The organism is Legionella taurinensis (genome assembly GCF_900452865.1).
GTDB classification, from domain to species: Bacteria; Pseudomonadota; Gammaproteobacteria; order Legionellales; family Legionellaceae; genus Legionella_C; species Legionella_C taurinensis.
Window position 1 is genome coordinate 1,071,869 of record NZ_UGOZ01000001.1, and the last position, 22,207, is coordinate 1,094,075.

A 22,207-nucleotide genomic window follows, 5' to 3' on the forward strand; every position below is an offset into this window, starting at 1 on the left:
GTTTAACCGGGTCGTTATGCTGCCGCCGGAAACCATTAAATGTTCCCCATGCGCCGGTAAATGAAAAAAGGCAGATGCTTTATCACAGCCATGATGAGTCGCCAGAAACCGGGATGGTAAAACCGGCGTTTTTTGCGGTGGAGATTATCCCAGCAAGCTTTAGCGCAGGCTTTAGGCGGTGAGGCGTAAAAGACACCCGGCATGCCATAGGTTTGTACGGTATCGATGAAACCGAGGCGCGCCACGGTGATGGTTGTCGAAGGCCCGGCCTGCTGCTGTAATCCCTGCAGATAGACCTCTATGGCGGCTTTACTGGCGCCGTATAAACTGTTTCGGGCGCGGCCGCGGCAGGCAGCGACTGAGCTTAAAAAAAGCAGTTGATGCTCACTTTGTTGTTTATTCAGGTAAGTGTGAATCACCTGCACAGTACTTAAAATATTAGTTTTCACCAGTTTGCTTATCGCCGCCGGGTTTAAGTGATTATTTTCAACAGTGGCACTGTGAGCGATGAACAACGACAGCCCCTGCTCCATGGTTTGAATTTTCTTAAGCAGCTCCCGGATGTCTTCACTTAAATCGGCTGTCAGAACGTCGCAGGCCACCCGATGGCGCAAGCTGATGTCATCGGCAATGACATCGAGCTGCAGCGTATCACGGCCAACCAACAGGAGTGGATGGCCCGCTGCTGCCGCGAGGTGTGCAAATTCATTGGCAATGATGGACGTGGCGCCGAGGATCATCCAGGTATTTTTAGTCATGGGTAATCCCCAGGCGACGTCCCAGATCGGATTGCATGCCGGCTGGGTAGTGTTGCAGTAAGGCTTTAAATGGTTCGTGTTCAGGGTATTGAACCATGAATTGATCGCGGGTCAGAAACAAATCTTTTGCCAGATAAACGCGTCCGCCAATGTCAGTGATGAATTGATTCATGGCTTCAATGGCTGCCCGGGCGTTCTTGTCGTGGATAAAATCAACGGCCAGGGTAAAACCGGGACGAACAAAACTCAATAAGCCGGCTCCGGGCTGGATAAAATACTTTAACACAGCGAGCGTGGGTGTTGCCTGCGTCTCAGCGATCACCCTTAGCAATTGGGCTAAGGTGGTTTCGGCCTGGTCTTCGGCAAAGACTGCCTGAAACTGCACGAGGCCCTGTCGACCGTAAAGCCGGTTCCAATGCCTGATTTTATCGAGGGGATTGTTAAATTCAATAAAATCCAGATGCCGCATGCCGGTGTCGGCGCGTTTGAAGTAATAGTGATTAACGTATTGCATGCTGTAGCGATGAATCAGACGAAACGGTAGCCTGGGCAGTGTGAATGATCGTGGCGGTGGCGGCGCTGTGCCGTGGCAATGAACCGCAGTGGACATCAGCGCCTGCGGCGAATTCAACAAATCGAGCCAGGCTACGAGGTAATCGCATTGCCTGCTGGTGTCTTTCATGGCGGTGAGCAGTTTATCGAATGCGGTAAATTTTTCCGTATGCACTTCCACGCAGCGGGGAGCTCGTTTCAGCGTTAAGGCAACCCGCCGGATAATCCCGGTTAATCCAAGTCCCGCCAGTGTCGCAGTAAAAAGATCAGGGTATTTTTCGGGACTTACCCGCAGGAGTCGGGATCCCTGTTGTAATTCTATCCACTGAATGTGCTGTCCAAGACTTCCGGCGGACGCGTTGTTTTTACCATGGACATCATTGGCAATGCCGCCCGCAAGGCTGGCATGGACAGTACCGGGCACTACCGGTGGAATAAAATCCGGATGGACCTCAAATAAATCAGCAAAGGTGACGCCGCCCTGGCAGTACAGTAACCCATTGCTTTCATCAAAGCTCAATAAATGATTGAGCCGTGTGCAATCAATGACGTTTCCCTGCGTGTTAAAGCAACAATCGCTGTAGCTCAATCCATGGCCACGGGCCAGCACATTGGTCAGTGAGGATTCAAACAAAGGGGGCAGTTGCCATTCATTGTCAGGACGAAAGCAGGTTGACTGGCTTAAAACAGCGCCGCTGAAATGAGTAAGGGTTTTAGTCTGGCTGCGCATACACGGAGGAAGCGTCTGTTATAATTATCATTTTGCCATGTTTGCTGAATTAAACAATCCCTTATTCGCTGCTTCTTTTTATGGAGCACTGACTATACTTTAAGAGACAGAGTAATAAAGGATGACTCTTATGCGCAAACCCCTCACCATGCTCTTACTTTTAACCGGTTTAACCCCTGCGGCGGTGTATGCTGCGGATTTACCCACCGTTGTTATCGGCTCAGAAAATTACGATCACGACATGTGTGTCAATCAATACACCGACAATTGCATCAGCACCGTGTGCATCACCTCCAGTGCGCTGGATTGCAATGAACAGTGCAAAGCCGCTGCCATTGATAAATGCGAGGAAAAAGAAGAAGAGTAGGGACTTTTTGTGTCAAAAACTTGACTTTATCCCTGCAAGCTTTTTATCTTAATCCTGTATCTTTTTGATTATTCACTCAATTTCTTAGGTGGCACGTGAATTGCTTGGACTGCTGTGAAAGAGGAAAAGTAATTTAAGAAAACGAGTGTTTTCAATGATTTGACAGGATGGTTATGGCTGAAAAAGATGTGTTATCACAGGAAGAAATTGATGCGCTCTTAAGCTCCGTTGACGAGGAGGAAGGGGCAGCTCCTGCGGCAGAGGTTAACGAGGAGAGTCATCAGGACACTGCAGCCGAGCCTGAAAAATCTGCCAGCGACCAAGCCGCTGAGCCTGTGAAAGAGGCCCCCCGCGCCAAACCGGAACATTCCCCGAAAACTGCAGGACTTGAAGAGAAAATCCAGGTCTTGAATTTCGCCAGCCAGGAGCGGATTGTTCGCGGCGAATTGCCGGTGCTTGATAAAATTCACGATCGGGCCGCCCGTTTTTTTGGCAATGATATCTATCAGCTGATGGCCAAAGAGCTGGAAATCAAACAGGAACCGTTAAGTGTCGCTAAACACCGTGATTTTTTAGACAGCCTGCCAAACCCGACCTTAATGACCCTCTACCGTTTTAAACCCTTACGCGGCAAAGCCATTGTCCTGTTTGACAACACGTTTGTGTATGATTTGGTCGATTATTATTTTGGCGGCAATTCGCAATTCCTGGCGCAGACGGACAAAACCGATTTTACCGCGGCGGAATTACGGGTGATGGAAATTGTAATAAACAAACTGGTGCATAACATTGAACACGCCTGGGCGCCCATCATCAAACTGGAAGCCATCCGTGTTAATGACGAGACAAACCCCCAGCTTGTGCACATTGGCGAACCCGAGGACTTGCTGTTAATCAGCCGTTTTCTCATCGATTTTGGCCGTGAGAAGGGCAGTTTTTCGTTTGTCATGCCGTTCTCGATGGTGGAGCCCATTAAACAGCAGCTTGAACTTGGCGCAGCAAGGCCGGATGATGAAATCGATCCCAACTGGATTATGTCGCTTAAAGAGGAATTGATGGATGTGGAGTTATTGGTCACTAGCGCCATGGCGCAAACGACCAGTACGCTTGGCAAGGTGATGGAGTGGCAGGTTGGCGATTTCCTTCCGCTTGAAATGCATGAAATCGTTACGCTGGATATTGAGGGAACTCCCAGTTTTACTGCAACCCTGGGCAGTGCCAATGATAAGCGGGCGTTAAAAATCATTAAAAAAATCAGTTATTAGGGGATGGACATGAGTGAGCAGAAGGACGCGATAGCTGCAGGTACGGTAACAGGAAATGGCGGCGCGGTGGATGCCAGCGGCGAAAAAATGGAGCTGATTCTGGATATCCCAGTCACGGTGACCGTGGAAATTGGCCGTACCCGAATGACCATACGCAATCTTTTGCAACTGAATCAGGGCGGCATCGTGGCCTTAGACAGGCTGGCTGGGGAGCCTCTCGATGTATTAGTAAACGGCACACTCGTGGCTCATGGCGAGGTGGTGGTCGTCAATGACAAATTTGGTGTGCGTTTAACCGACATCGTCAGCAAAGCCGAACGGATCAAGCGCCTGAAATGAAAACATCACACTGGGTTTGGGGAAGTCTCTTTCTCCCATTAAACGCCATCGCTTCCGAGACGGAACTGGCGAAGGGCAACTCGGCCTTAGGCGCTCATGACATGCTGCGCCTGACTTTGGGTCTTTTGATTGTCGTGCTGCTTATCGTCTTTTTGGCCTGGGTTTTGAGGCGTTTAAATCAAGCAGGCATAGGCGTCAGCGGGGCGTTTCGCATCATTGCCGGAACAAGCCTCGGGCCACGGGAAAAAATCATGCTGGTTAAAGCGGGGGAGCGTTATTTGCTGCTGGGTGTGGCCAATGGCAGTATCAACACACTCCATGATTTCGGCGAGGAACTGCCGCCAGGCTTTCAGACAGAGGCGAAAAGTTCGTTTCCTGAATTGCTTAAACACGTCATGAGGAAGTCCTGAAATGAAGCACAGCAGGACTAGACTTTTTCTCGTGATGGCGCTTTTATTTCCGGTGCTTGCTCATGCCGCTTCCCTGAGCCTGCCCGGCGTCACCGTGACCCCCGGCACCGGCGGTGCCCAAACCTACAGCGTTAATCTGCAAATCCTCATCTTCATGACCCTGCTTAGCGTTTTGCCGGGGTTATTGATGGCCATGACGGCGTTTACCCGCATCATCATTGTGCTTTCCATTTTAAGGCAGGCCATCGGGATGGCGCAAACACCGACCAATCAGATATTGATAGGCATTGCCCTGTTCCTGACCTTTTTCGTGATGGCCCCGGTATTCAATCAAATCAATGAGCAGGCGGTGCAGCCTTACCTTGCCGATAAAATCGAATTCACGCAGGCCTTAGGGCTGGCCCAGGGGCCGCTTCGCCATTTTATGCTCAATCAAACCCGCAAAAACGATCTGGCGCTGTTTGAGAAATTCAGTAATAAAACCTATGCAACCTTGGCTGAGGTACCCATGAGCGTACTGATCCCAGCCTTTGTGACCAGCGAATTGAAAACGGCTTTTCAGATTGGGTTTTTGCTGTTTTTGCCCTTTTTAATCATCGATATTGTGGTGGCGAGTGTGCTGATGGCCATGGGTATGATGATGTTGTCGCCGTTAATCATTTCCCTGCCGTTTAAAATCATGCTGTTTGTGATGGTGGATGGGTGGACACTGGTACTGGGCTCTTTAGCGTCCAGTTTTGCCATGAGCTAGGTCTGAGCTAACCCAGGAGGGGAAGATGACACCGGATGGCATTGTTTCAATTTTCAGCGAAAGCGTCTATGTGATGATCATCATCCTGGCTGTGCTCATTGTGCCGGGGTTGGTGGTGGGCCTTGTCGTGGCCATGTTTCAGGCGGCCACGCAAATCAACGAAATGAGTTTAAGTTTTATTCCCAAATTGTTTGTGACGTTCCTTGTGCTGGCGTTTGCGGGGCCGTGGTTATTAAAAACCATGATCCATTATACGGAAACACTGTTTATGAATATTCCTTACCTGATTGATTAATCATGGACATTGACTATGAGACAATGATTATTCAAATCAGCCAGGTGGTCTGGCCGATGCCGCGTATCAGCGGCCTGTTTTTGACCATGCCGGTGATTTCATCCGTCCTAATTCCTGTCCGGGTGCGGGTGATCATTGCCATGGCGTTTTCCTTTCTGCTGTCCTCATTTGTTCCCACGAGTTTGACCCTTGAGCATTTCAATGGCTATTACCTGATTTATCTGGCCTTCGAACTGCTGCTGGGGCTGATGATGGGCTTTGTTCTGCAGATGGTGTTTCAGGTGTTTGTTATTGGCGGACAGATCATCGCCATGCAGGCCGGGTTGGGTTTTGCCACCATGATTGATCCCGCCAGTAAGGCCAGCGTGCCTTTAATCAGTCAGTTCTATTTGCTGATGGTCAGCTTGATGTTTCTGGCCCTGAATGGTCATTTGGCTGTTTTTGAGTTGTTTTTTAACAGTTTCACCCTGTTGCCGATTGGAAGTGTGCCGGTGGAATTGTCGGATATTGGCCGTGTGCTGATTTTTTCGGGCTGGATGATGAAAGAATCTGTTCTGGTGGCCTTACCGGCAATTCTCGCTTTGCTGGTTATCAGTCTTGCCTTTGGCGTAATGACACGGGTGGCGCCGCAGCTTAATATTTTTTCCATCGGATTTCCGATCACATTGTTTATGGGGATTGTGATTTTGCGGGTCAGTTTGCCCGGGGTCGCGGCGCAGATTGCCGACAGCCTTGAGCAGGGAATGTTACTCATTAAAGGATTATTGTACTGATGGCAGACGACGAACAGTCCCAGGAGAAGACCGAACAGCCCTCGCCTAAACGGTTAAAAGAAGCGAGGGAAAAAGGTCAGATTGCGCGTTCGAAAGATTTTAACGCCACCATCATCCTGTTGTTTAGCGGCGCGGGATTTCTGGTTTTTGGCAATTTTTTATCCACGCATTTTCTCACCATGATGCATCATGCCTTTGAATTCGACAGCCGTATTCTTTTAACCAGCATGGACATGATGTACAACCTTTATTTTATCATCCAGACCGGGGCAATGGCGGTATTCCCTGTGTTGATGGTCATTCTTGTGCTTTCCATTGCCGCCCCGCTGCTCATGGGGGGCTGGGTGTTCAGCCTGCAATCGGTGCAGCCGCAGTTTTCGCGCTTAAGTCCCTTGAAGGGCATCAAGCGCATGCTGTCGGTCAAAGGCCTCGTGGAAATGCTCAAAGCCATGGCTAAATTTTTCCTCATCTCCATTGTGTCGATTCTGGTGCTGAAATGGAAAATTCCCGCGTTGCTGGCGCTCGCGAATTACCCTTTGACCAGCGCCTTGAGCGAAGGGTTATGGATAGTGGGCATTCTTTTTCTGATTATCAGTGCGAGTTTGATTCTTATCGCTGCGGTGGATGTGCCATTTCAATGGTATGAACACAACAAGCAATTGAAAATGACGAAGCAGGAATTAAAAGACGAATACAAGGAAACGGAAGGAAAGCCAGAGGTTAAGGCTCAGATCCGCCGCACCCAACAGGAAATAGCAAGGCGCCGCATGATGAGTGAAGTGCCCAAAGCGGCGGTGGTGTTAACCAACCCTACCCACTACGCCGTTGCCATCAGCTACCGGCAGGATGGCACACGCGCACCCATTGTCGTGGCCAAGGGCAAGGATTTGGTGGCGCTGCAGATTAACCGGGTGGCTAAGGCCAACGACGTGCCCATACTTTCCCTGCCGCCTTTAGCCCGGGCCATTTTCTTTTCAACGGATTTGAATGCCGAAATCCCGCGGGGGTTGTATGTGGCCGTGGCCCAGGTTCTGGCATATATCTTTCAACTGGAGGATAAAAGCCGTTATGAAACGACACCGGGCTTTTTAAATGATTTACCCATTCCGGATGAGTTGAAACGCGATGTGGAGGATGAAGCATGAACAATGTCGTGAGCGTTTTACGCCAATGGATGCAACACGGCCTGGGTACGCCGCTGATGATGGTCATCATGCTGAGCATGATGATCCTGCCTCTGCCGCCTTTTTTACTCGATATTTTCTTTACCTTCAATATTGCCTTGTCGCTGGTGGTGCTGCTGGCTGTGGTTTACAGCAACCGGCCGCTTGATTTTGCTGTCTTTCCTACCGTGCTGCTTATCGCCACCCTGCTTCGCCTGGCATTGAACGTGGCCTCGACCCGCGTCGTGCTGCTGCATGGCCATACGGGTACGGATGCGGCGGGACAAGTCATCGAATCATTTGGTGAAGTGGTCATCGGCGGGGATTACGCGGTCGGGATTGTGGTTTTCACTATTCTTGTGATCATCAACTTTGTGGTGGTTACCAAAGGCGCCGGGCGCGTGTCGGAAGTCAGTGCCCGCTTCACCCTGGATTCATTGCCCGGGAAGCAGATGGCGATTGATGCCGATTTGAACGCTGGCATCATTAATCAGGAACAGGCCGTCCAGCGGCGGACTGAAGTCGCTCAGGAAGCGGATTTCTACGGCTCCATGGATGGTGCCAGCAAGTTCGTACGCGGGGATGCCATCGCCGGGATTCTTATCCTGTTCATTAACCTGGTCGGGGGACTGGCTATTGGCATGATGCAGCATGGCATGAATTTTTCGGATGCCTTGCGCAATTATACGTTATTGACGATCGGTGACGGTTTGGTGGCGCAGGTGCCCTCACTGGTGTTATCCACGGCGGCAGCCATCATGGTAACCCGGGTTTCAACCGCTCAGGACATGGGCAAGGCTGTGGTGCATCAGGTCTTTGGCAATCCCAAATCCCTGTTTATTGCCGCCGGTATTATTGGCGGTATTGGTTTAATTCCCGGCATGCCTCATGTTGCATTTATTTTATTGGCGGCCGGTTTAGGGGGTATTGGCTACCTGCTTCTGGAAAGAGAAAAGGCAGAAAAGCTGGGCGATAAGGAGACGGCAGCGTCTAGCCGTATTGAGGAACCCGCCACTGAATTGTCCTGGGATGATGTCAATCCGGTGGATGTCATTGGTCTTGAAGTGGGGTATCGCCTTATCCCTATGGTGGACAGCGCCCAGGGAGGCGTGTTGCTGTCGCGCATCAAGGGGGTGCGCAAAAAGATTTCTCAGGAGCTTGGTTTTCTCATCCCCACGGTTCATATTCGCGATAATCTGGATTTAAAACCGAACCATTACCGCATCAGTCTAGCCGGTGTGGTGATGGGCGAGGCGCCGATTTACAATGATAAATGGCTGGCGATTAACCCCGGGCAGGTCTTTGGTGAATTGGACGGGTTAAGGACGCTTGATCCCGCGTTTGGCCTTGAAGCAGTCTGGATTAACGAAAATCAGAAAGAACAGGCGCATACCTACGGGTACACGGTGGTGGATGCCTCGACGGTGATTGCGACCCATCTAAGCCAGATCCTTGAAGCCAATAGCCAGCAATTACTGGGTTATGAAGAAACCCAGCAATTACTGGATAAGCTGGCGCGCACTTCCCCCAAACTGGTGAAAGAGCTGGTGCCGGATGCCCTGACGCTGGGTGCGGTAAACAAAGTCCTGCAGGGTCTGCTGGTTGAACATATCCCCTTAACCGACATTCGTACCATTGTCGAAACGTTGGCAGAAGCCGCCAGTAAATCGAAAGACATTGATTACCTCATCGGTCAGGTCAGGGTGGCACTGTCGCGCATGATCACTCAGAAAATAAGCGGTTTGCATGAGGAATTGCCCATCATTACGCTGAAACCGGAGCTGGAACAGTTATTGCAGAACAGCATCCAGAGCAGCGCCGGCCAAGGTGTGAGCTTTGAACCCGGGATGGCCGATAAAATTCAGCACTCGCTGGCGCAGCTGGCAGCCCAGCAACAGGCGAAAAATGAATTGGCCGTGCTGGTGGTTCAACCGGGAATACGCGCGGCATTGGCACGATTTGTGCGTCATATTTCCAGTAATTTGCATGTTTTATCGTATCAGGAAATCCCTGATAACAAGGAGATTCGCATTATTGGTACGGTAGGTTAGTAGAGTGGAGACTCCATGAAACTGAAACGCTTTGTTGCACCTGATACTCGCACTGCCATGCAGCAGATTAAGACGGCGTTTGGCCCGGATGCTGTCATATTGTCCAGCAGCCGGGTGGATAACGGCGTTGAAGTGGTGGCAGCCATTGATTACGACGAAACAGTATTGAGTGCGGAGGTGGCTGTAGCAAGCGCCGAACCCCCGCCATTGCCCGCCATTAAGCCGGTGGAGTCGCCGCTCGATGAAATGCGTCAGGAAATCCAGACCCTGCGCGGCATGTTGGAAGCGCAAATCCGTGGCCATGGCGGCCAGGGTGAACCCCTGCATGCGGTGTTGATGCAAAAACTGCTTTATCTGGGTGTCAGTCAGCGAACCGCCGCGGCACTGGTCAGCGGCGTCAGCCCCACCCTGAATCAGCAAAAAGGCTGGCAGCAGGTTTTGAACGATTTTTCCATGCGCCTTCCCATTTATGATTCCCGCCGCATTGAGGAAGGCGGTGTTTACGCCTTTGTCGGGCCGACCGGGGTCGGCAAGACGACTACTCTGGCGAAAGTGGCCGCCCGTTTTGTATTACGTTTCGGCGCGGAAAACCTGGGCTTGGTCACCATGGACACTTACCGCATTGCCGCAGAAGAACAACTGCTGCTTTATGGGAAAATTTTAGGGGTACAGGTCTGCGTGGCGCAGGATGAAGTGTCCTTAAGCCGGGTTATCCGGCAACTCAGCAATAAAAAACTGGTCCTGATTGATACTGCGGGTATGAATCCCGCCGATGAACGGGTTGCCCAACAAATGGATTTGCTGAGTACAAGGCTTCATTCCATTGCCACGGTTCTGGTTTTACCGGCTACCAGCCATTATCAGGTGATTGCCGATGCCATTCAACGGTATCAGGCCAATCGGGTCGAGCAGTGCATTATCACTAAACTTGACGAAGCCCTGGCCTTAGGCGGCATATTGAGCGCGGTGACGGAGGCGCGGCTGGGCGTGAGTTACCTCACCCATGGCCAGCGGGTACCCGAAGACATCAAAATGGCAACAAGGCATCAGTTAATTGAGCAGCTGGCGGAGCAGGGCCAGGCCATGCAGCAACGGATCGAACTGGAAGGTGCGGCCATGCAACTGGCGGCGAGGGGGGTGTATGTCGAAAGTTAAACAAGGCGGTGAGGTCGGTGATCAGGCAGACGGCTTACGTAATATCAGCCGCTCCAAGCCGGTCAAAGTCATTGCCGTTTCTGCCGGGAAGGGCGGGGTTGGCAAAAGCAATGTGTCTGTTAACCTGGCCGTGGCGCTTGCCCAGAAGGATAAAAAGGTGCTGCTCCTGGATGCGGATTTGGGCTTGGCCAACATTGACATCATGCTAGGGCTGCACACCAAATTCAATTTATCCCACGTGATTCAGGGCATCTGCAATTTAACAGACATCATGCTGACCGGTCCCTATGACATCAAGGTGATTCCGGCCGCTTCCGGTACGGAATACATGACTCAGCTCAGCGCAGCTGAGCATGCTGGCATTATTGATGCATTCAATGAGTTAACTGACGATTTTGATTACATGATCATCGATACGGCGGCCGGCATTTCCGATACTGTGCTAAGCTTTACTCGATCGTCGCAGGAAATTATTGTGGTTGTGTGTGATGAACCCACCTCGTTAACGGATGCTTATGCCTTAATCAAAGTCATGAGCAAGCGCTATGAATGGACGCATTTTCACATCCTGGCCAACATGGTCAGAAGCGTCAAGGATGGACGGGAGCTGTTTAACAAACTTTACCGGGTGGCTGAGCAGTTTCTGGATGTGAGCCTGGATTACCTTGGGGCGATACCCTTTGATAATCAGGTTCATGAGGCGGTTAAAAAACAAAAAGCAGTGTTGGTTGCTTATCCTGAATGCAGTGCGACAAAAGCAATACATCAGCTGGCGGAAAATGTTGAAGATTGGCCATTTAGGCGTTCGTTAGGCGGTAATACCAGCTTTTTTCTGGAGCGGCTGGTTGCGGGTGAACACTGAAAGGGAAGAATTTTCAGTCAGAATACAGTAAGGAGAGCGTCGTGGATGCTTTGGAAGCATACGGCAAAGTAAATCAACAGACCCAGGAAACGCTGATTAAGACCCATGCCTTAATGGTCAAGCGTATTGCCCATCACTTACTCGTGCGATTACCTTATTCTGTACAACTGGATGATTTGATTCAGGCGGGCATGCTGGGCTTGCTGGAAGCGGTCAGGAATTATGATTCGAGTAAAGGCGCTTCCTTTGAAACGTACGCAGGCATCCGCATTCGCGGCCACATGCTGGATGAAGTCAGACGAAACGATTGGGTTCCCCGCTCGGTTTACCGGAATGCCCGCATGGTGGCGGAAGCGGTTAAAAAAGTTGAAAATCGTTTAGGCCGTGATGCTAAAGACAAAGAAATTGCGGACGAATTAAATATAAGCCTGGATGAATACCATTCGCTTTTAAAAGACTCCGCTGGCAGTCAATTGTACGGTTTTGATGATTTGGGGGTGACGGAGGATGTGTTGAAAGGGGAGCCTGGCAGTTCCTCGGAGCCGCATGAAAATGCCCTGCATGACGACATGGTGAGGCGTTTAGCCGAGGTCATTGAAACGCTGCCGCAGAAAGAACAGCTGGTCTTGTCGCTTTATTATGAACAGGATCTGAATTTAAAAGAAATTGGTCAGGTTTTGGGTGTCAGTGAGTCCCGTGTTTCACAAATTCATAGTCAGGCGACAATTCGCTTGAAAGCACGATTATCGGAATAGTACTTATGGACGGTTTGACTCTACTCGGATTGGTAACCGGATTTTTGGCAATCATTATCGGCCAGATGTTTGAAGGGGGCGAATTAAATTCGCTGTTGAATTTACCGGCGCTGGTGATTGTCATGGGCGGAACCATGGGCGCTGTCATGGTGCAAACGCCGCTGTCAACGTTTAAACGCGCATTTAAAATCCTTCCCTGGATCATACGTCCGCCAAAACAGTCTTTCGATCAGACTCGGGAACAACTGGTTGATTTAGCAAGGCGTGCCCGCCAATACGGGCTGTTGTCGCTGGAAGATTTTATGGAGCAGGAGCCTAATCCGCTCATGCGGCAGGGCCTGGAGTTACTAGTGATTGGCGTGGACAAGAAAACCGTACGCCAGATCCTTGAGGCTGAAATTGACCGCCGCGAAGCCCATGATCTGCATGCCGCGCACGTTTTTGAAAGCATGGGCGGCTACAGCCCCACCATCGGGATTCTCGGGGCCGTGCTGGGTTTGATTCAGGTGATGAGTAACCTGGCGGAACCCGGTGAATTGGGTGCTGGTATCGCCGTTGCCTTCGTGGCGACCATCTACGGCGTGGGTTTAGCCAACCTCATGTTTTTGCCAATTGCCAATAAAATCAAGAGCTGTGTGGCCAATCAGGTTCACCATGATGAGATGCTCGTCGAAGGTCTGGTGTCGATGGCCGGCGGGGAGAGTCCAAATATGCTAAGCTTAAAATTGAATAATTTTGGACAACATCATCAAAATGCGAAGAAAGAAAAACAAGGCAGTTCAGCATGAGGATACGCATCGGTGGATGGTTTCATACGCCGATTTCATTACCCTCTTATTTGCGTTTTTCGTGGTCATGTATGCCATCTCTTCCGTCAATGTCTCTAAATACAAAGCCTTGTCTGAAGGCATGAACTCTGCGTTTAATTCCAAAGGGGTGGATCGCGCCCCAGTGCAATTTTCAACCAACAGCAAGGAAGGGAAAGCCTTACTGGAAATGAAGGGCAGTGAAAGCGAGCAATTCAATGCCCTGGAGAAGTCCCTGTCTGAACTGCAGGATCCGGATATGAACATTCACAGTGACAATGGCTGGGTGGAGCTTGATATCAAAGCCGGCGCACTGTTTGACAGCGGCAGCGCCGATCTAAAACCGGCCGGCATCGTCAAATTAATGAAAATTGCGGAAATTATCAAAAAAGTACCGTATCCTATTGCGTTGGAAGGGTATACCGATAATGTGCCCATCAATACGCCGCAATTCCCGTCGAACTGGGAGCTGTCCACAGCCCGGGCTGCGGCGTTGGCGAGGGTATTGACGATTTACGGTGTGGATCCCAGTAAAATCACGGTCACAGGCTATGGCGAACAATACCCGGTCGCTGACAATACCACAGAGGATGGACGGGCTAAAAATCGCCGTGTTAATCTGATTATTGCCAAAAACAAGACAGTGCCCCGGTTTTTAAACCCGGATTTGAGCAGCAAAAAAGTCGAATCGCTGGATGCTAAAAACTTGAATCTGTCTCCGGGCGAAAGCCATCTGCAGCCAATAGGCAAGGAGAGTCAATGAGTTTAATCGTCATCATGGAGTTGTTATTAACCTTAGGCCTGGCCTATGTCATTTATCATCAGCGCCAGCAACTGCTGGATGTTGAAAAACGGCTTAACATCTTAAGCCAGTCCATGGACCAGCATCAGCTGGAGCAGGCTGCGGTGGTGAATGCCGATTTGGTATTTGCCAAAAAACTGGCGGAAATTAACAGCCAGTTGGTCAGTATGGATAATCAGCTGCAATCCCTGGAAACCAAGCGTGATAACGACGGTGGTTATCAACATGCGTTAAAAATCCTTGAGATGGGCGGCAACAAGGATGAAATCATCAGCAGCTGCCACTTATCCAATGCGGAAGCGGAATTGCTGATGAATCTGCATGCCTATCGAGCGGTGATAAAAACACCGGCCTGAGTTCTCTTCAGAACCCCCTGCTGGGGGTAAACTGCTCAATCGCTCAACAACACGGTACAGGATTGATTAAAGTCCGCCAGATCCGGATGGGTGGTTGCCTCACTGGAGGAACTTTGGTTAAAAAAGGAAAGTTTTTGTTGATAAAGCCTTTCATTGCAGCGCAACAGGGTTTTCTTTTCTTCACGCAACACGTTGTTTTGTGCTGTAAGCGCTTCGTTTTCGAGTTCCAAACCCCTTATCCTCTCCTGCGCCTCATTTAACTGGGCCTGCTTTTTTTCATCCTCCGCACGAAGCTGCGTCAACTCGGTGAGGGTTCGTTCTAGATCGTCATCCAGTTCGCGAACAAGTTGGACTAATTTTTTTTTAATTCGTTTTTCCGTCTCCTGTCGCTCCAACGCATAGTGCTGAAAGACGGGCGACTTGTTTAAGTCAATTAAAACCTCGGTAAAGGATGGGAGCAGGGGCGTCTCTTGCGCTGTCCTGGCCTTTTTGGTCTGTTCATGGGTTAGCTCGTCTGTTGTCTTTGTTTTCATATGGGTTCCTCTTAAAAGCGGTATTAATAACACAACGTGAACTTTAAATAAACAAGAAGTTGGTATTTATATCCTCTTGGTTGTTGGTTATTCAGTTCTTAAGCTTCCGTTAATGTATTGTTGATAACCTTTCTGTCTGTTATTTAGTGAGCCGTTTCATGCAAAGCACAACCAGTATTTACGAGCAGATTAAACAGGATAAAAAATCTTACCCAGGGGTGACGCTTTCTTACAAAGGGGCGCTTTATACCCCGGACCATTTTGAGCAAAGCAAATACGTTGACCCTAACCCCAATTTAAGCCCGCTGGCGACGTTTACCGAACGATTCAAAAACATCGGTGCCCTCGTCATTCGATTCCATCTCGGCCAGGGCCAGCGTGCCGGATTACTGCAGCAGGTGGCCGAATTTGACTACCGTGATAATCCCGTTGAACGCCCTGCCCATGGCGATGATGAGGCCAACCTGTTCTTCAGCGACGTTGAATCCACCCATCCCAAGGCGGTAGGGCAGTCGCTGGAATTCATCAGTCATTTACCCTTGGGGCGTTCAAAATTATTAAACGAACGGGCTCAACCGTTGGTGCATGTCAATCGTCAGGGTACTTATGGCGAACAGGGGCTTTGGGATATTCTTCATGCCCCGGTATGGAATGTGGGTCGTAATCTGCGTTATGAATTAACGAAACAGGGATTTATTTACCTGACTTGTCCCGCTGAGTTTTCTCCGAAAGACAGGGCGTTGCTGGATAACGCGCTTCGCACCTCCGGCAAACCGTTTGCCCTGGTGGTGGAGCAGTTCGCCGCCCAATCACAGACAGCGGCCATCAGTAAACTTCGTTTCTACATGGACGACAAGCAGGAATTTACGCGAGAGGCCAATGGCCTGGCGATTGCCACCGACAAGGAATTTGCGCCCTTAGGCTGGATTATTCATGAAAAAACCGGTGACATCCTGCCCCAGGAAATCACCGAAGACATTATTCGCGTTTCAGCGCTCGCCGAAGGCGGTTTTTATGAGAAGCGCCCGACGCAGCAAAAATTGCTGCAATCTGGAAACCTGGTTAACAGCAGCGGTCTTGGGTTATTTATCCAGAATCAGGCCTTTAATGCCATGTATGTGATTTTTGATTACCTGCAACAATACCCGTTTGATCCCCGACCGTTGTTAGATACGTCGCTTCAGGTGGTTTATAACCGCCTGCAGGCTGCATTAAAAGACGATCCTTCCGTCATTGACGATTTCTTAACCGGCGCCTTGCAGGATGAGATGGTCCAGCCGCTTAAAGTCAGTCAACCGCGCAGTAAACGCACGGTCTTGCCTGTTCGGTTTACCAATCCCTTTGTTGTCATTGATAATAATCTTAAAGCCATCGCCTATGCGTTTGAACTCAAAGACAGTGCGGGGCAACCTGTTTTCCGTCCCTTTGATGACATGGCGGTAATTGAACAACACGATCACCTGATTGATGTGAAACTCAATGGCATGCTGGTTTTGCCTTCGTTTAATACCGGCAGCCATGTGGCCTCGGTCTTGTCTACGGCCTTGCTGGTTGCAGAGCAGATGATTGTGGAGCAGCTGCTTTCAGATGCCGTGACAAAAGGCTCTGACAGTGACTTTAACACCCTGTTAAAAGCCCTTCCTATCAAAGACACAAACGTGTTGTCCAGCTTTATGGCACTCCTTGCCAATTTTCCCGAAGAAGATAAAAAGCCGGTGCTGGGGGCCCAGTTTGACTATTGCCAACCCGTTCTGCAGTACCTGCGCAAGCTGTTAAATTTTGATAAGTTACCGGGTTTAATCTGTCGTTTTGCAGAGCCGGGCGTGAGCACGGAAGCCATTCTTAACCAGTTAAAGTCGGAGGAGCTCGACGTCCTGTGCAGCGCATTGAAAATGCTTTACCTCATCGGCAATAAGCTGCAGGAGTTTCCCTTGACCAGTGCTCAATCGGCCGCGTCGCGTGGCATCAATGCAGGATTGGAACCCTTGATTGCCCGTTTATTCCCTTCGTTAGCGAAAGAATTATCGATTGATTTAACCCACAAACGGTATGCCGAAGTCGATTTGCCTGATCCGGAAAAAATGAAAAAACGGCTGTTGGTTAAAAACATCGATAAGTGCCCTTTCTTTAGTCAAAAAACAAAAGGGCCGTTGCTGGAAGAAAAACAACACGGACTGCAAGCGTCACAACAGGAAACGAAAGCCAAGTCGGATTCAACTCCGCCTTCGCCGGGCTTTTTCAGTCGCGTATGGGAACATAAAGGCACCATTGGCATTATTGTCGGAACGGCGGCTACTGTGGCTGGTCTTATTTCGCAAATGTGACGCCTTTCTCAGCAGGGCTGGGCTCTAACGCCCAGCGTCCTCATTGCTTTCGCGCATAAATGAAAATAGACAACATCACTAGGCTCATGCCCGTAAGCTGCAGCATCGACAAGCGTTCCCCCAAAGCGGCCCAGGCAATAAGGCTTGTGGCAACAGGCATCAGGGCTGTGGACAGGGAGGCCAGGGTGGCATCATTCCTGCGTGAACCGAAATACCAGAAGACATAAAACAATCCCGAACTTAAACCCAGAAGCAGGACGAGGGCTGCCAGGAGAGGATGCCATCGCAGGCTCGGCCAGTTTAACAACCCCACCGGCAACAGTAAAAGCGCATTGATGCCGTTCATTAACGCAGATAGCAAAAACACCGGCAGTTGCACGCTTCGCCACTGGCAGAGCAGATAATACGCCGCTTCTGGCAGTAAGGATAAGAAAATCAGCGCATCCCCGCGCAGGGAATGGTGCGAGGCATGGAAGGAATTGCCGGCAAGGCAGACAAGGCCCAGGCAAGCCAGGGCAATGCTGGCTATTTTTTGCTGAGACAGCGTTTCCTTAAGAAAAATAAAGGCCAGTAAGGAAATGATGGCGGGTAAAGCGCTGGTAATAATGCCGGCGGCAGCCGCATGGGTGTAGTGCAGACCCAGTAACAGCAAGCAATTAAACAACAAACCGGCTGACAGGGCTTGGGCGATTATTAAAAACCACTGTCCTTTAGGCAGCGATTGAAAATAATCAGCCACTGTGCGTTTTCTTGCCGGTGTTAACCAATGCAGGGGCAAGAGCAGCAGAGCGGCTAAGCTAAAGCGCAGCAATAACAAAAACCACGCAGGACTGTGGGTGAGAAGGTATTTGGAACAAACAATGTTCACGGCCACCATGGTTTGGGCGGCGATAAGCCATAAAAAGGGGAGTAAACGTCTGGGCATTCCGGCATCTCGGTAAAACAAAGAGACTTAGTTTACTTTCACCGGGACAGGAATCCCTTACCATTAAACCGCATTCGCTTTGCTGAAAAAATCATGTCGCCATTGCCTGGGCGAGGTGCCGGACCAGGCTAAGAAAGCGCGGCTGAAGGCAGCCAGATTCTCATAACCCACGTCCATTGCAATGCGTTGCAGGCTGTGAGGCGAGGTCGTCATCAGGGTTTGGGCGGCAAGCAGGCGCTGGTCGCGCCAGTATTGTCCCAGCGTTTGTCCCATGGCCTGTTTAAAACGACGCTGCAGCTGGCTGACGCTCAAATGGCAATAAGCCGCTGGCCGGGCGAGCGAAATGGGTTCTCGGTAATGCCGATCAATCCACTGTTTAGCCAGCAGCACCCGTTGATCCAATAGGGGTTTTAAATCCTCATTCAAGGCGGCAAGCAGCGTCTGAATAATGGCTTGCGTGCTGTTGTGCCTTGTATTTTGAAGAAGGTAATGGTGGATGAATTTTAACAAATGCCCAAGCATGGGATTGATGGTCAAAAACGCAGGTTGTGTTGTGGCTATCCGCGGAGGCTGCGGCAAATCCATGACTAAAAATAAATTGTCCTCACTGCCGGCAAAACCGTGTTGATGCGATGGCGCAATAAAGGCGGCGCGATTTTCTGTTAACAGGCCGCCGCGGTGATTGATTTCAATCTCGAGACTGCCCTGCAGGGGAAACACGTATTGCGCATAGGTGTGGCTATGACTGTGGGTTTCCTTCGAGTAGTGCCTGAGCTCAAGCGCAGGGTGGATCAGGGAATCGGAGTGCGGAGTCAACATGGGGTTCGTCTAAAAATTAATCATCCATAGTATAACGCCTGTTCAGGTGGAAGGAATAGCCCCTCTGCCATGCAGAAACCGAGCCTCGCTGATTAATCTGCTAATTTATTGTGCATTTTTTATGGGTTTGGCTGGTTAAGAGGAGGCTTTCCTTGTAAACTAGCGTATTTGAATTTATTTTACTGGGAAAAGCATGTTAGAAGTGAACCAGATTACTTTCAATTTAAGCGATTTGAATGACCGCATTCAAGCGCTTCGGGGGTATCTTTGAATTCGATAATAAACGGGAGCGTCTTGAGGAAGTAGTCCGCGAACTGGAATCGGCTGACGTCTGGAATAATCCTGAACAGGCCCAGTCCCTGGGTAAGGAAAGGGCTCAACTGGAAGCCGTGGTTCATCAGCTTCAGGATTTAAGCCAGAGCATGGTGGACTTATCCGAGCTTTTTGACATGGCCCGCGCGGAAGAGGACGAGGGCACAATCAGCGACATCACCCAGGAATTGGAAAAAGTAGAGAAACAGGTCGCCGATTTGGAATTTCGCCGCATGTTTTCGGGCAAAATGGATCATGCCAACGCCTACCTCGACATCCAATCCGGCTCCGGCGGCACCGAAGCGCAGGATTGGGCGGAAATGCTTCTGCGCATGTACTTGCGCTGGGGTGAGCACCATGGCTTTCAGTGCGAATTGATTGAATGCTCAGCCGGCGATGTGGCCGGTATCAAGAGTGCCACCATCCATTTCAGCGGTGAATACGCCTATGGCTGGCTCCGAACGGAAACCGGCGTGCATCGTCTGGTGCGCAAATCGCCATTTGATTCGGGCAACCGCCGTCACACGTCCTTTTCGGCCGTGTTTGTTTCGCCGGAAGTGGATGATGACATCGACATCGCAATCAATCCCGCGGATTTACGCATTGACACGTACCGTGCTTCAGGCGCAGGCGGACAGCATGTGAACCGTACCGATTCGGCGGTAAGGATTACCCACGAGCCGACAGGCATTGTTGTTCAATGCCAGACTGACAGAAGTCAGCACAAAAACAAAGACCATGCCATGAAGCAGTTGCGCGCCAAGCTTTATGAATTGGAAATGCAAAAGAAAAATGCCGAACAGCAGGCTCTGGAGGCCAGTAAATCGGATATAGGCTGGGGTTCGCAGATTCGATCCTATGTGCTTGATCAGTCGCGCATTAAAGATTTACGTACCGGCGTTGAAACCAGCAATACCCAGGCCGTGTTAGACGGCGATCTGGATCAGTTTATTCACGCCAGTTTGAAAGCAGGAGTAGGGGCAGCATGACAGAAGAGATTTTAGATGAAAGCGAAGTCTACCATATTCGCAAACAAAAGCTTGGCGAGTTGCGTCAGCAGGGTTTTAATTTCCCCAATCATTTTCATCGACAGCATTTGGCCGCGGAGTTATTGAAAGATTACGACGGGTTTGAAAAAGAGGCATTAGCCGAACAAGCCGTAAAGGTAACCATCGCCGGCCGTATTGTGTTGCGGCGCATCATGGGCAAGGCGAGCTTTTTCCATATTCAGGACGTGTCCGGCCGAATCCAGGTTTATGTCCGTCAAAATGATTTGCCGGAAGTGTATGAGCAATTTAAACATTGGGATTTGGGTGACATTGTCGGCGTCAACGGCATACTGTTTAAAACCAATACAGGGGAGCTGACTGTTCATGCCGAGCAGGTTGAACTGCTGACCAAATCCTTGCGTCCTTTGCCGGATAAATACCACGGCCTGTCCGACCAGGAAATGAAATACCGCAAACGGTATGTGGATTTGATTGCCAATGAAGAGAGCCGTAAAACCTTCATTATACGCACCCGCCTGATTAAAGCCTTGCGCCAGTTCATGGATAATCACCAGTTTCTGGAGGTGGAGACCCCGATGATGCACCCCATTCCGGGCGGCGCATTGGCACGTCCCTTTGTCACTCATCACAACACCCTGGATATGCAAATGTTTTTGCGCATTGCGCCGGAACTGTACCTTAAGCGGCTGGTGGTGGGCGGTTTTGAGCGCGTGTATGAAATCAACCGCAATTTCCGTAATGAAGGGATTTCCACCCGCCATAACCCTGAATTCACCATGATTGAGTTTTACCAGGCCTATGCCGATTACGACGATCTGATGGATTTCACCGAACAATTGCTGCATTTCCTCTGTGATGAGGTGCTGGGTAGCCGTCAGGTAAGCTACCAGGATTGGGTGATTGATTTTGCCAAACCGTTTGCGCGAATGACTGTGAAAGAAGCTGTTTTGCACCACCATCCCCAAATTCAGGCGGAGCAATTGGAGAGTGTGGACTCCTGCCGCGACATCCTGAAACAAAAGGGTCTTGGGTTTAAACCCTCCGACGGCTTAGGTAAACTGCAAATGATTCTTTTCGAAGAAACGGTTGAGCATTTACTTATCCAGCCGACCTTCATTACCGGTTACCCGACCGAAGTTTCGCCGCTGGCCAGACGCAGCAACAGCAATCCGGAAGTCACCGATCGGTTCGAATTCTTTATTGCCGGTCGCGAAATTGCCAATGGTTTCTCGGAATTAAACGATGCGGAAGATCAGGCGGAACGCTTCCACAGGCAGGTAGCAGAAAAAGAGGCCGGTGATCTGGAAGCCATGCATTTTGACAGCGATTACATTGAGGCGTTGGAGTATGGTATGCCACCGACAGCCGGAGAAGGGATTGGGGTGGACAGGCTGGTCATGCTGTTTACCAATTCACAGTCCATCCGCGATGTGATTCTATTCCCGCATTTACGTCAATTATAAAAGGAGCCTCACCGTGCATCACGGTGAGGGCCGCCTGCCTTATTGCACCGTAATATTCAGTAAATCGGTTCGGCTGGGTTGCGAGCATAAAAATTGACTCGGCACATTGCCGCCGCCCGCCACCGTTTTACAGATTTCAGGGCCATTGTGCACCCCGTTTGCAAAATTGGAATTAAACACCAGATTTAAAAAACAGCTTTGGCCATGGGCAAGGACAAAAGGATTCTGGCAGGCGTTTGGGCCTGCGGTGATCTGTTGAACGCCGGTGAGCGGAACCAGGGTCAGTTCACGGGTAATCAGGGTATTGTTAGTGACCAGGTATTGGGCTCCCACGATATCCCCTGGGGCAATCAATGCGGGTGGTCTTACGGTGTTTATAATACTGAATTTGGGCTGCGTCCCGGCATTGCCTAAAGCGGAAAGCAGAATGAGTCCGAAGCCGAAAATGCCAGGTATCCTTTTTTTCATGAACGTGTCCCTTAAGAAAAATGTTAAGCGGTGAGGAGTATTCCCTTGAATGCCTCCTGTCGAATCTTATAATTTCACTCCTTTTAAGCAAAAGCAACTGCCGACCGGTGTTGCGGTTGCCGTGGATTAATCCCTGGATGCCGCTGTCTTTAAGCAGAGTACC

At 50.2% G+C, this 22,207-nt stretch carries 24 protein-coding genes; 18 read left to right on the forward strand and 6 right to left on the reverse strand.

Annotated elements, in window-relative coordinates; translation table 11 throughout:
* Positions 1–35: 35 nt before the first annotated feature.
* Both DYE45_RS05050 and DYE45_RS05055 read right to left on the reverse strand, forming a co-directional pair.
* The gene (locus DYE45_RS05050; RefSeq protein WP_108292132.1) at positions 36–758 is read right to left on the reverse strand and encodes an SDR family NAD(P)-dependent oxidoreductase; all 723 of its coding nucleotides are present in this window, start codon (positions 756–758) and stop codon (positions 36–38) included.
* Complete coding sequence (locus tag DYE45_RS05055; RefSeq protein WP_108292130.1) at positions 751–2,040, reverse strand: FAD-binding oxidoreductase; 1,290 nt, start codon at positions 2,038–2,040, stop codon at positions 751–753. The genes DYE45_RS05050 and DYE45_RS05055 overlap by 8 nt, the downstream gene beginning before the upstream one ends.
* A gap of 130 nt (positions 2,041–2,170) precedes the next feature.
* Between DYE45_RS05055 and DYE45_RS05060 the strand changes: the two genes are divergently transcribed.
* From DYE45_RS05060 to DYE45_RS05130, 15 genes are all read left to right on the forward strand, one after another.
* Positions 2,171–2,407, forward strand: coding sequence for a hypothetical protein (locus DYE45_RS05060; protein ID WP_108292128.1), 237 nt, complete (start codon positions 2,171–2,173; stop codon positions 2,405–2,407).
* 173 nt (positions 2,408–2,580) lie between these two features.
* Positions 2,581–3,672: a flagellar motor switch protein FliM gene (fliM, locus tag DYE45_RS05065; protein ID WP_108292126.1), complete on the forward strand. Its 1,092-nt coding sequence runs from the start codon at positions 2,581–2,583 to the stop codon at positions 3,670–3,672.
* Positions 3,673–3,681: 9 nt separating this feature from the next.
* The gene (fliN, locus tag DYE45_RS05070; protein ID WP_108292124.1) at positions 3,682–4,011 is read left to right on the forward strand and encodes a flagellar motor switch protein FliN; all 330 of its coding nucleotides are present in this window, start codon (positions 3,682–3,684) and stop codon (positions 4,009–4,011) included.
* Positions 4,008–4,421, forward strand: coding sequence for a flagellar biosynthetic protein FliO (gene fliO, locus DYE45_RS05075; protein WP_108292122.1), 414 nt, complete (start codon positions 4,008–4,010; stop codon positions 4,419–4,421). Before fliN ends, fliO begins: the two co-directional genes overlap by 4 nt.
* A gap of 1 nt (position 4,422) precedes the next feature.
* A complete protein-coding gene (fliP, locus tag DYE45_RS05080; RefSeq protein WP_108292120.1) occupies positions 4,423–5,172 on the forward strand; it encodes a flagellar type III secretion system pore protein FliP in 750 nt (249 codons plus the stop codon).
* Positions 5,173–5,197: 25 nt separating this feature from the next.
* The gene (gene fliQ, locus DYE45_RS05085) at positions 5,198–5,467 is read left to right on the forward strand and encodes a flagellar biosynthesis protein FliQ (RefSeq protein WP_108292118.1); all 270 of its coding nucleotides are present in this window, start codon (positions 5,198–5,200) and stop codon (positions 5,465–5,467) included.
* A 2-nt stretch (positions 5,468–5,469) separates the two neighbouring features.
* Positions 5,470–6,240 (forward strand): flagellar biosynthetic protein FliR, encoded by a 771-nt coding sequence (fliR, locus tag DYE45_RS05090; protein WP_115300554.1) that lies wholly within the window; start codon positions 5,470–5,472, stop codon positions 6,238–6,240.
* Positions 6,240–7,385: a flagellar biosynthesis protein FlhB gene (gene flhB / locus DYE45_RS05095; protein ID WP_108292114.1), complete on the forward strand. Its 1,146-nt coding sequence runs from the start codon at positions 6,240–6,242 to the stop codon at positions 7,383–7,385. Before fliR ends, flhB begins: the two co-directional genes overlap by 1 nt.
* A complete protein-coding gene (gene flhA, locus DYE45_RS05100; RefSeq protein WP_108292112.1) occupies positions 7,382–9,454 on the forward strand; it encodes a flagellar biosynthesis protein FlhA in 2,073 nt (690 codons plus the stop codon). The genes flhB and flhA overlap by 4 nt, the downstream gene beginning before the upstream one ends.
* A gap of 15 nt (positions 9,455–9,469) precedes the next feature.
* Complete coding sequence (gene flhF / locus DYE45_RS05105; RefSeq protein WP_108292110.1) at positions 9,470–10,609, forward strand: flagellar biosynthesis GTPase FlhF; 1,140 nt, start codon at positions 9,470–9,472, stop codon at positions 10,607–10,609.
* Positions 10,596–11,471, forward strand: a complete 876-nt coding sequence (locus DYE45_RS05110) for a MinD/ParA family protein (protein WP_058532121.1) — start codon at positions 10,596–10,598, stop codon at positions 11,469–11,471. The genes flhF and DYE45_RS05110 overlap by 14 nt, the downstream gene beginning before the upstream one ends.
* A 41-nt stretch (positions 11,472–11,512) precedes the next feature.
* Positions 11,513–12,226, forward strand: coding sequence for an RNA polymerase sigma factor FliA (locus DYE45_RS05115; protein WP_108292108.1), 714 nt, complete (start codon positions 11,513–11,515; stop codon positions 12,224–12,226).
* Between the two features lie 5 nt (positions 12,227–12,231).
* Complete coding sequence (locus tag DYE45_RS05120; protein ID WP_108292106.1) at positions 12,232–13,014, forward strand: flagellar motor protein; 783 nt, start codon at positions 12,232–12,234, stop codon at positions 13,012–13,014.
* Positions 12,980–13,795, forward strand: coding sequence for a flagellar motor protein MotB (locus tag DYE45_RS05125; RefSeq protein WP_108292104.1), 816 nt, complete (start codon positions 12,980–12,982; stop codon positions 13,793–13,795). Before DYE45_RS05120 ends, DYE45_RS05125 begins: the two co-directional genes overlap by 35 nt.
* Positions 13,792–14,190 (forward strand): DUF2802 domain-containing protein, encoded by a 399-nt coding sequence (locus DYE45_RS05130; RefSeq protein ID WP_108292102.1) that lies wholly within the window; start codon positions 13,792–13,794, stop codon positions 14,188–14,190. The genes DYE45_RS05125 and DYE45_RS05130 overlap by 4 nt, the downstream gene beginning before the upstream one ends.
* Positions 14,191–14,225: 35 nt before the next feature.
* Here the strand turns inward: DYE45_RS05130 and DYE45_RS05135 are convergent, their stop codons facing one another.
* On the reverse strand, positions 14,226–14,723 hold the full coding sequence (locus DYE45_RS05135; RefSeq protein ID WP_108292100.1) for a hypothetical protein: 498 nt from the start codon (positions 14,721–14,723) through the stop codon (positions 14,226–14,228).
* Between the two features lie 158 nt (positions 14,724–14,881).
* Between DYE45_RS05135 and ceg17 the strand changes: the two genes are divergently transcribed.
* Positions 14,882–17,047, forward strand: a complete 2,166-nt coding sequence (ceg17, locus tag DYE45_RS05140; RefSeq protein ID WP_115300555.1) for a Dot/Icm T4SS effector Ceg17 — start codon at positions 14,882–14,884, stop codon at positions 17,045–17,047.
* A gap of 40 nt (positions 17,048–17,087) precedes the next feature.
* Here the strand turns inward: ceg17 and DYE45_RS05145 are convergent, their stop codons facing one another.
* Both DYE45_RS05145 and DYE45_RS05150 read right to left on the reverse strand, forming a co-directional pair.
* Positions 17,088–17,972 (reverse strand): DMT family transporter, encoded by an 885-nt coding sequence (locus tag DYE45_RS05145; RefSeq protein WP_108292475.1) that lies wholly within the window; start codon positions 17,970–17,972, stop codon positions 17,088–17,090.
* Between the two features lie 63 nt (positions 17,973–18,035).
* Positions 18,036–18,791 (reverse strand): helix-turn-helix domain-containing protein, encoded by a 756-nt coding sequence (locus DYE45_RS05150; RefSeq protein WP_115300556.1) that lies wholly within the window; start codon positions 18,789–18,791, stop codon positions 18,036–18,038.
* A gap of 193 nt (positions 18,792–18,984) precedes the next feature.
* On the opposite strand from DYE45_RS05150, the gene prfB reads away from it, so the two are divergent.
* Together prfB and lysS are read left to right on the forward strand one after the other, a co-directional pair.
* Positions 18,985–20,092, forward strand: a protein-coding gene (gene prfB, locus DYE45_RS05155) for a peptide chain release factor 2 (protein ID WP_108292094.1) whose coding sequence is annotated in 2 segments (ribosomal slippage) — positions 18,985–19,059 and positions 19,061–20,092 — 1,107 coding nt in all. Because the reading frame shifts where the segments join, the coding sequence is not laid out codon by codon here.
* Positions 20,089–21,576: a lysine--tRNA ligase gene (gene lysS, locus DYE45_RS05160; protein ID WP_108292092.1), complete on the forward strand. Its 1,488-nt coding sequence runs from the start codon at positions 20,089–20,091 to the stop codon at positions 21,574–21,576. The genes prfB and lysS overlap by 4 nt, the downstream gene beginning before the upstream one ends.
* Before the next feature lie 39 nt (positions 21,577–21,615).
* Here the strand turns inward: lysS and DYE45_RS05165 are convergent, their stop codons facing one another.
* Positions 21,616–22,044, reverse strand: a complete 429-nt coding sequence (locus DYE45_RS05165) for a hypothetical protein (protein ID WP_108292090.1) — start codon at positions 22,042–22,044, stop codon at positions 21,616–21,618.
* Positions 22,045–22,207 lie beyond the last annotated feature (163 nt).

Bases quoted from the DNA above. Each gene is read 5' to 3' on its own strand.
- DYE45_RS05050 (WP_108292132.1), bottom strand. From the start codon at position 758: ATGACTAAAAATACCTGGATGATCCTCGGCGCCACGTCCATCATTGCC.
- DYE45_RS05055 (WP_108292130.1), bottom strand. From the start codon at position 2,040: ATGCGCAGCCAGACTAAAACCCTTACTCATTTCAGCGGCGCTGTTTTA.
- DYE45_RS05060 (WP_108292128.1), top strand. From the start codon at position 2,171: ATGCGCAAACCCCTCACCATGCTCTTACTTTTAACCGGTTTAACCCCT.
- fliM (WP_108292126.1), top strand. From the start codon at position 2,581: ATGGCTGAAAAAGATGTGTTATCACAGGAAGAAATTGATGCGCTCTTA.
- fliN (WP_108292124.1), top strand. From the start codon at position 3,682: ATGAGTGAGCAGAAGGACGCGATAGCTGCAGGTACGGTAACAGGAAAT.
- fliO (WP_108292122.1), top strand. From the start codon at position 4,008: ATGAAAACATCACACTGGGTTTGGGGAAGTCTCTTTCTCCCATTAAAC.
- fliP (WP_108292120.1), top strand. From the start codon at position 4,423: ATGAAGCACAGCAGGACTAGACTTTTTCTCGTGATGGCGCTTTTATTT.
- fliQ (WP_108292118.1), top strand. From the start codon at position 5,198: ATGACACCGGATGGCATTGTTTCAATTTTCAGCGAAAGCGTCTATGTG.
- fliR (WP_115300554.1), top strand. From the start codon at position 5,470: ATGGACATTGACTATGAGACAATGATTATTCAAATCAGCCAGGTGGTC.
- flhB (WP_108292114.1), top strand. From the start codon at position 6,240: ATGGCAGACGACGAACAGTCCCAGGAGAAGACCGAACAGCCCTCGCCT.
- flhA (WP_108292112.1), top strand. From the start codon at position 7,382: ATGAACAATGTCGTGAGCGTTTTACGCCAATGGATGCAACACGGCCTG.
- flhF (WP_108292110.1), top strand. From the start codon at position 9,470: ATGAAACTGAAACGCTTTGTTGCACCTGATACTCGCACTGCCATGCAG.
- DYE45_RS05110 (WP_058532121.1), top strand. From the start codon at position 10,596: ATGTCGAAAGTTAAACAAGGCGGTGAGGTCGGTGATCAGGCAGACGGC.
- DYE45_RS05120 (WP_108292106.1), top strand. From the start codon at position 12,232: ATGGACGGTTTGACTCTACTCGGATTGGTAACCGGATTTTTGGCAATC.
- DYE45_RS05125 (WP_108292104.1), top strand. From the start codon at position 12,980: ATGCGAAGAAAGAAAAACAAGGCAGTTCAGCATGAGGATACGCATCGG.
- DYE45_RS05130 (WP_108292102.1), top strand. From the start codon at position 13,792: ATGAGTTTAATCGTCATCATGGAGTTGTTATTAACCTTAGGCCTGGCC.
- DYE45_RS05135 (WP_108292100.1), bottom strand. From the start codon at position 14,723: ATGAAAACAAAGACAACAGACGAGCTAACCCATGAACAGACCAAAAAG.
- ceg17 (WP_115300555.1), top strand. From the start codon at position 14,882: ATGCAAAGCACAACCAGTATTTACGAGCAGATTAAACAGGATAAAAAA.
- DYE45_RS05145 (WP_108292475.1), bottom strand. From the start codon at position 17,972: ATGCCCAGACGTTTACTCCCCTTTTTATGGCTTATCGCCGCCCAAACC.
- DYE45_RS05150 (WP_115300556.1), bottom strand. From the start codon at position 18,791: ATGTTGACTCCGCACTCCGATTCCCTGATCCACCCTGCGCTTGAGCTC.
- lysS (WP_108292092.1), top strand. From the start codon at position 20,089: ATGACAGAAGAGATTTTAGATGAAAGCGAAGTCTACCATATTCGCAAA.
- DYE45_RS05165 (WP_108292090.1), bottom strand. From the start codon at position 22,044: ATGAAAAAAAGGATACCTGGCATTTTCGGCTTCGGACTCATTCTGCTT.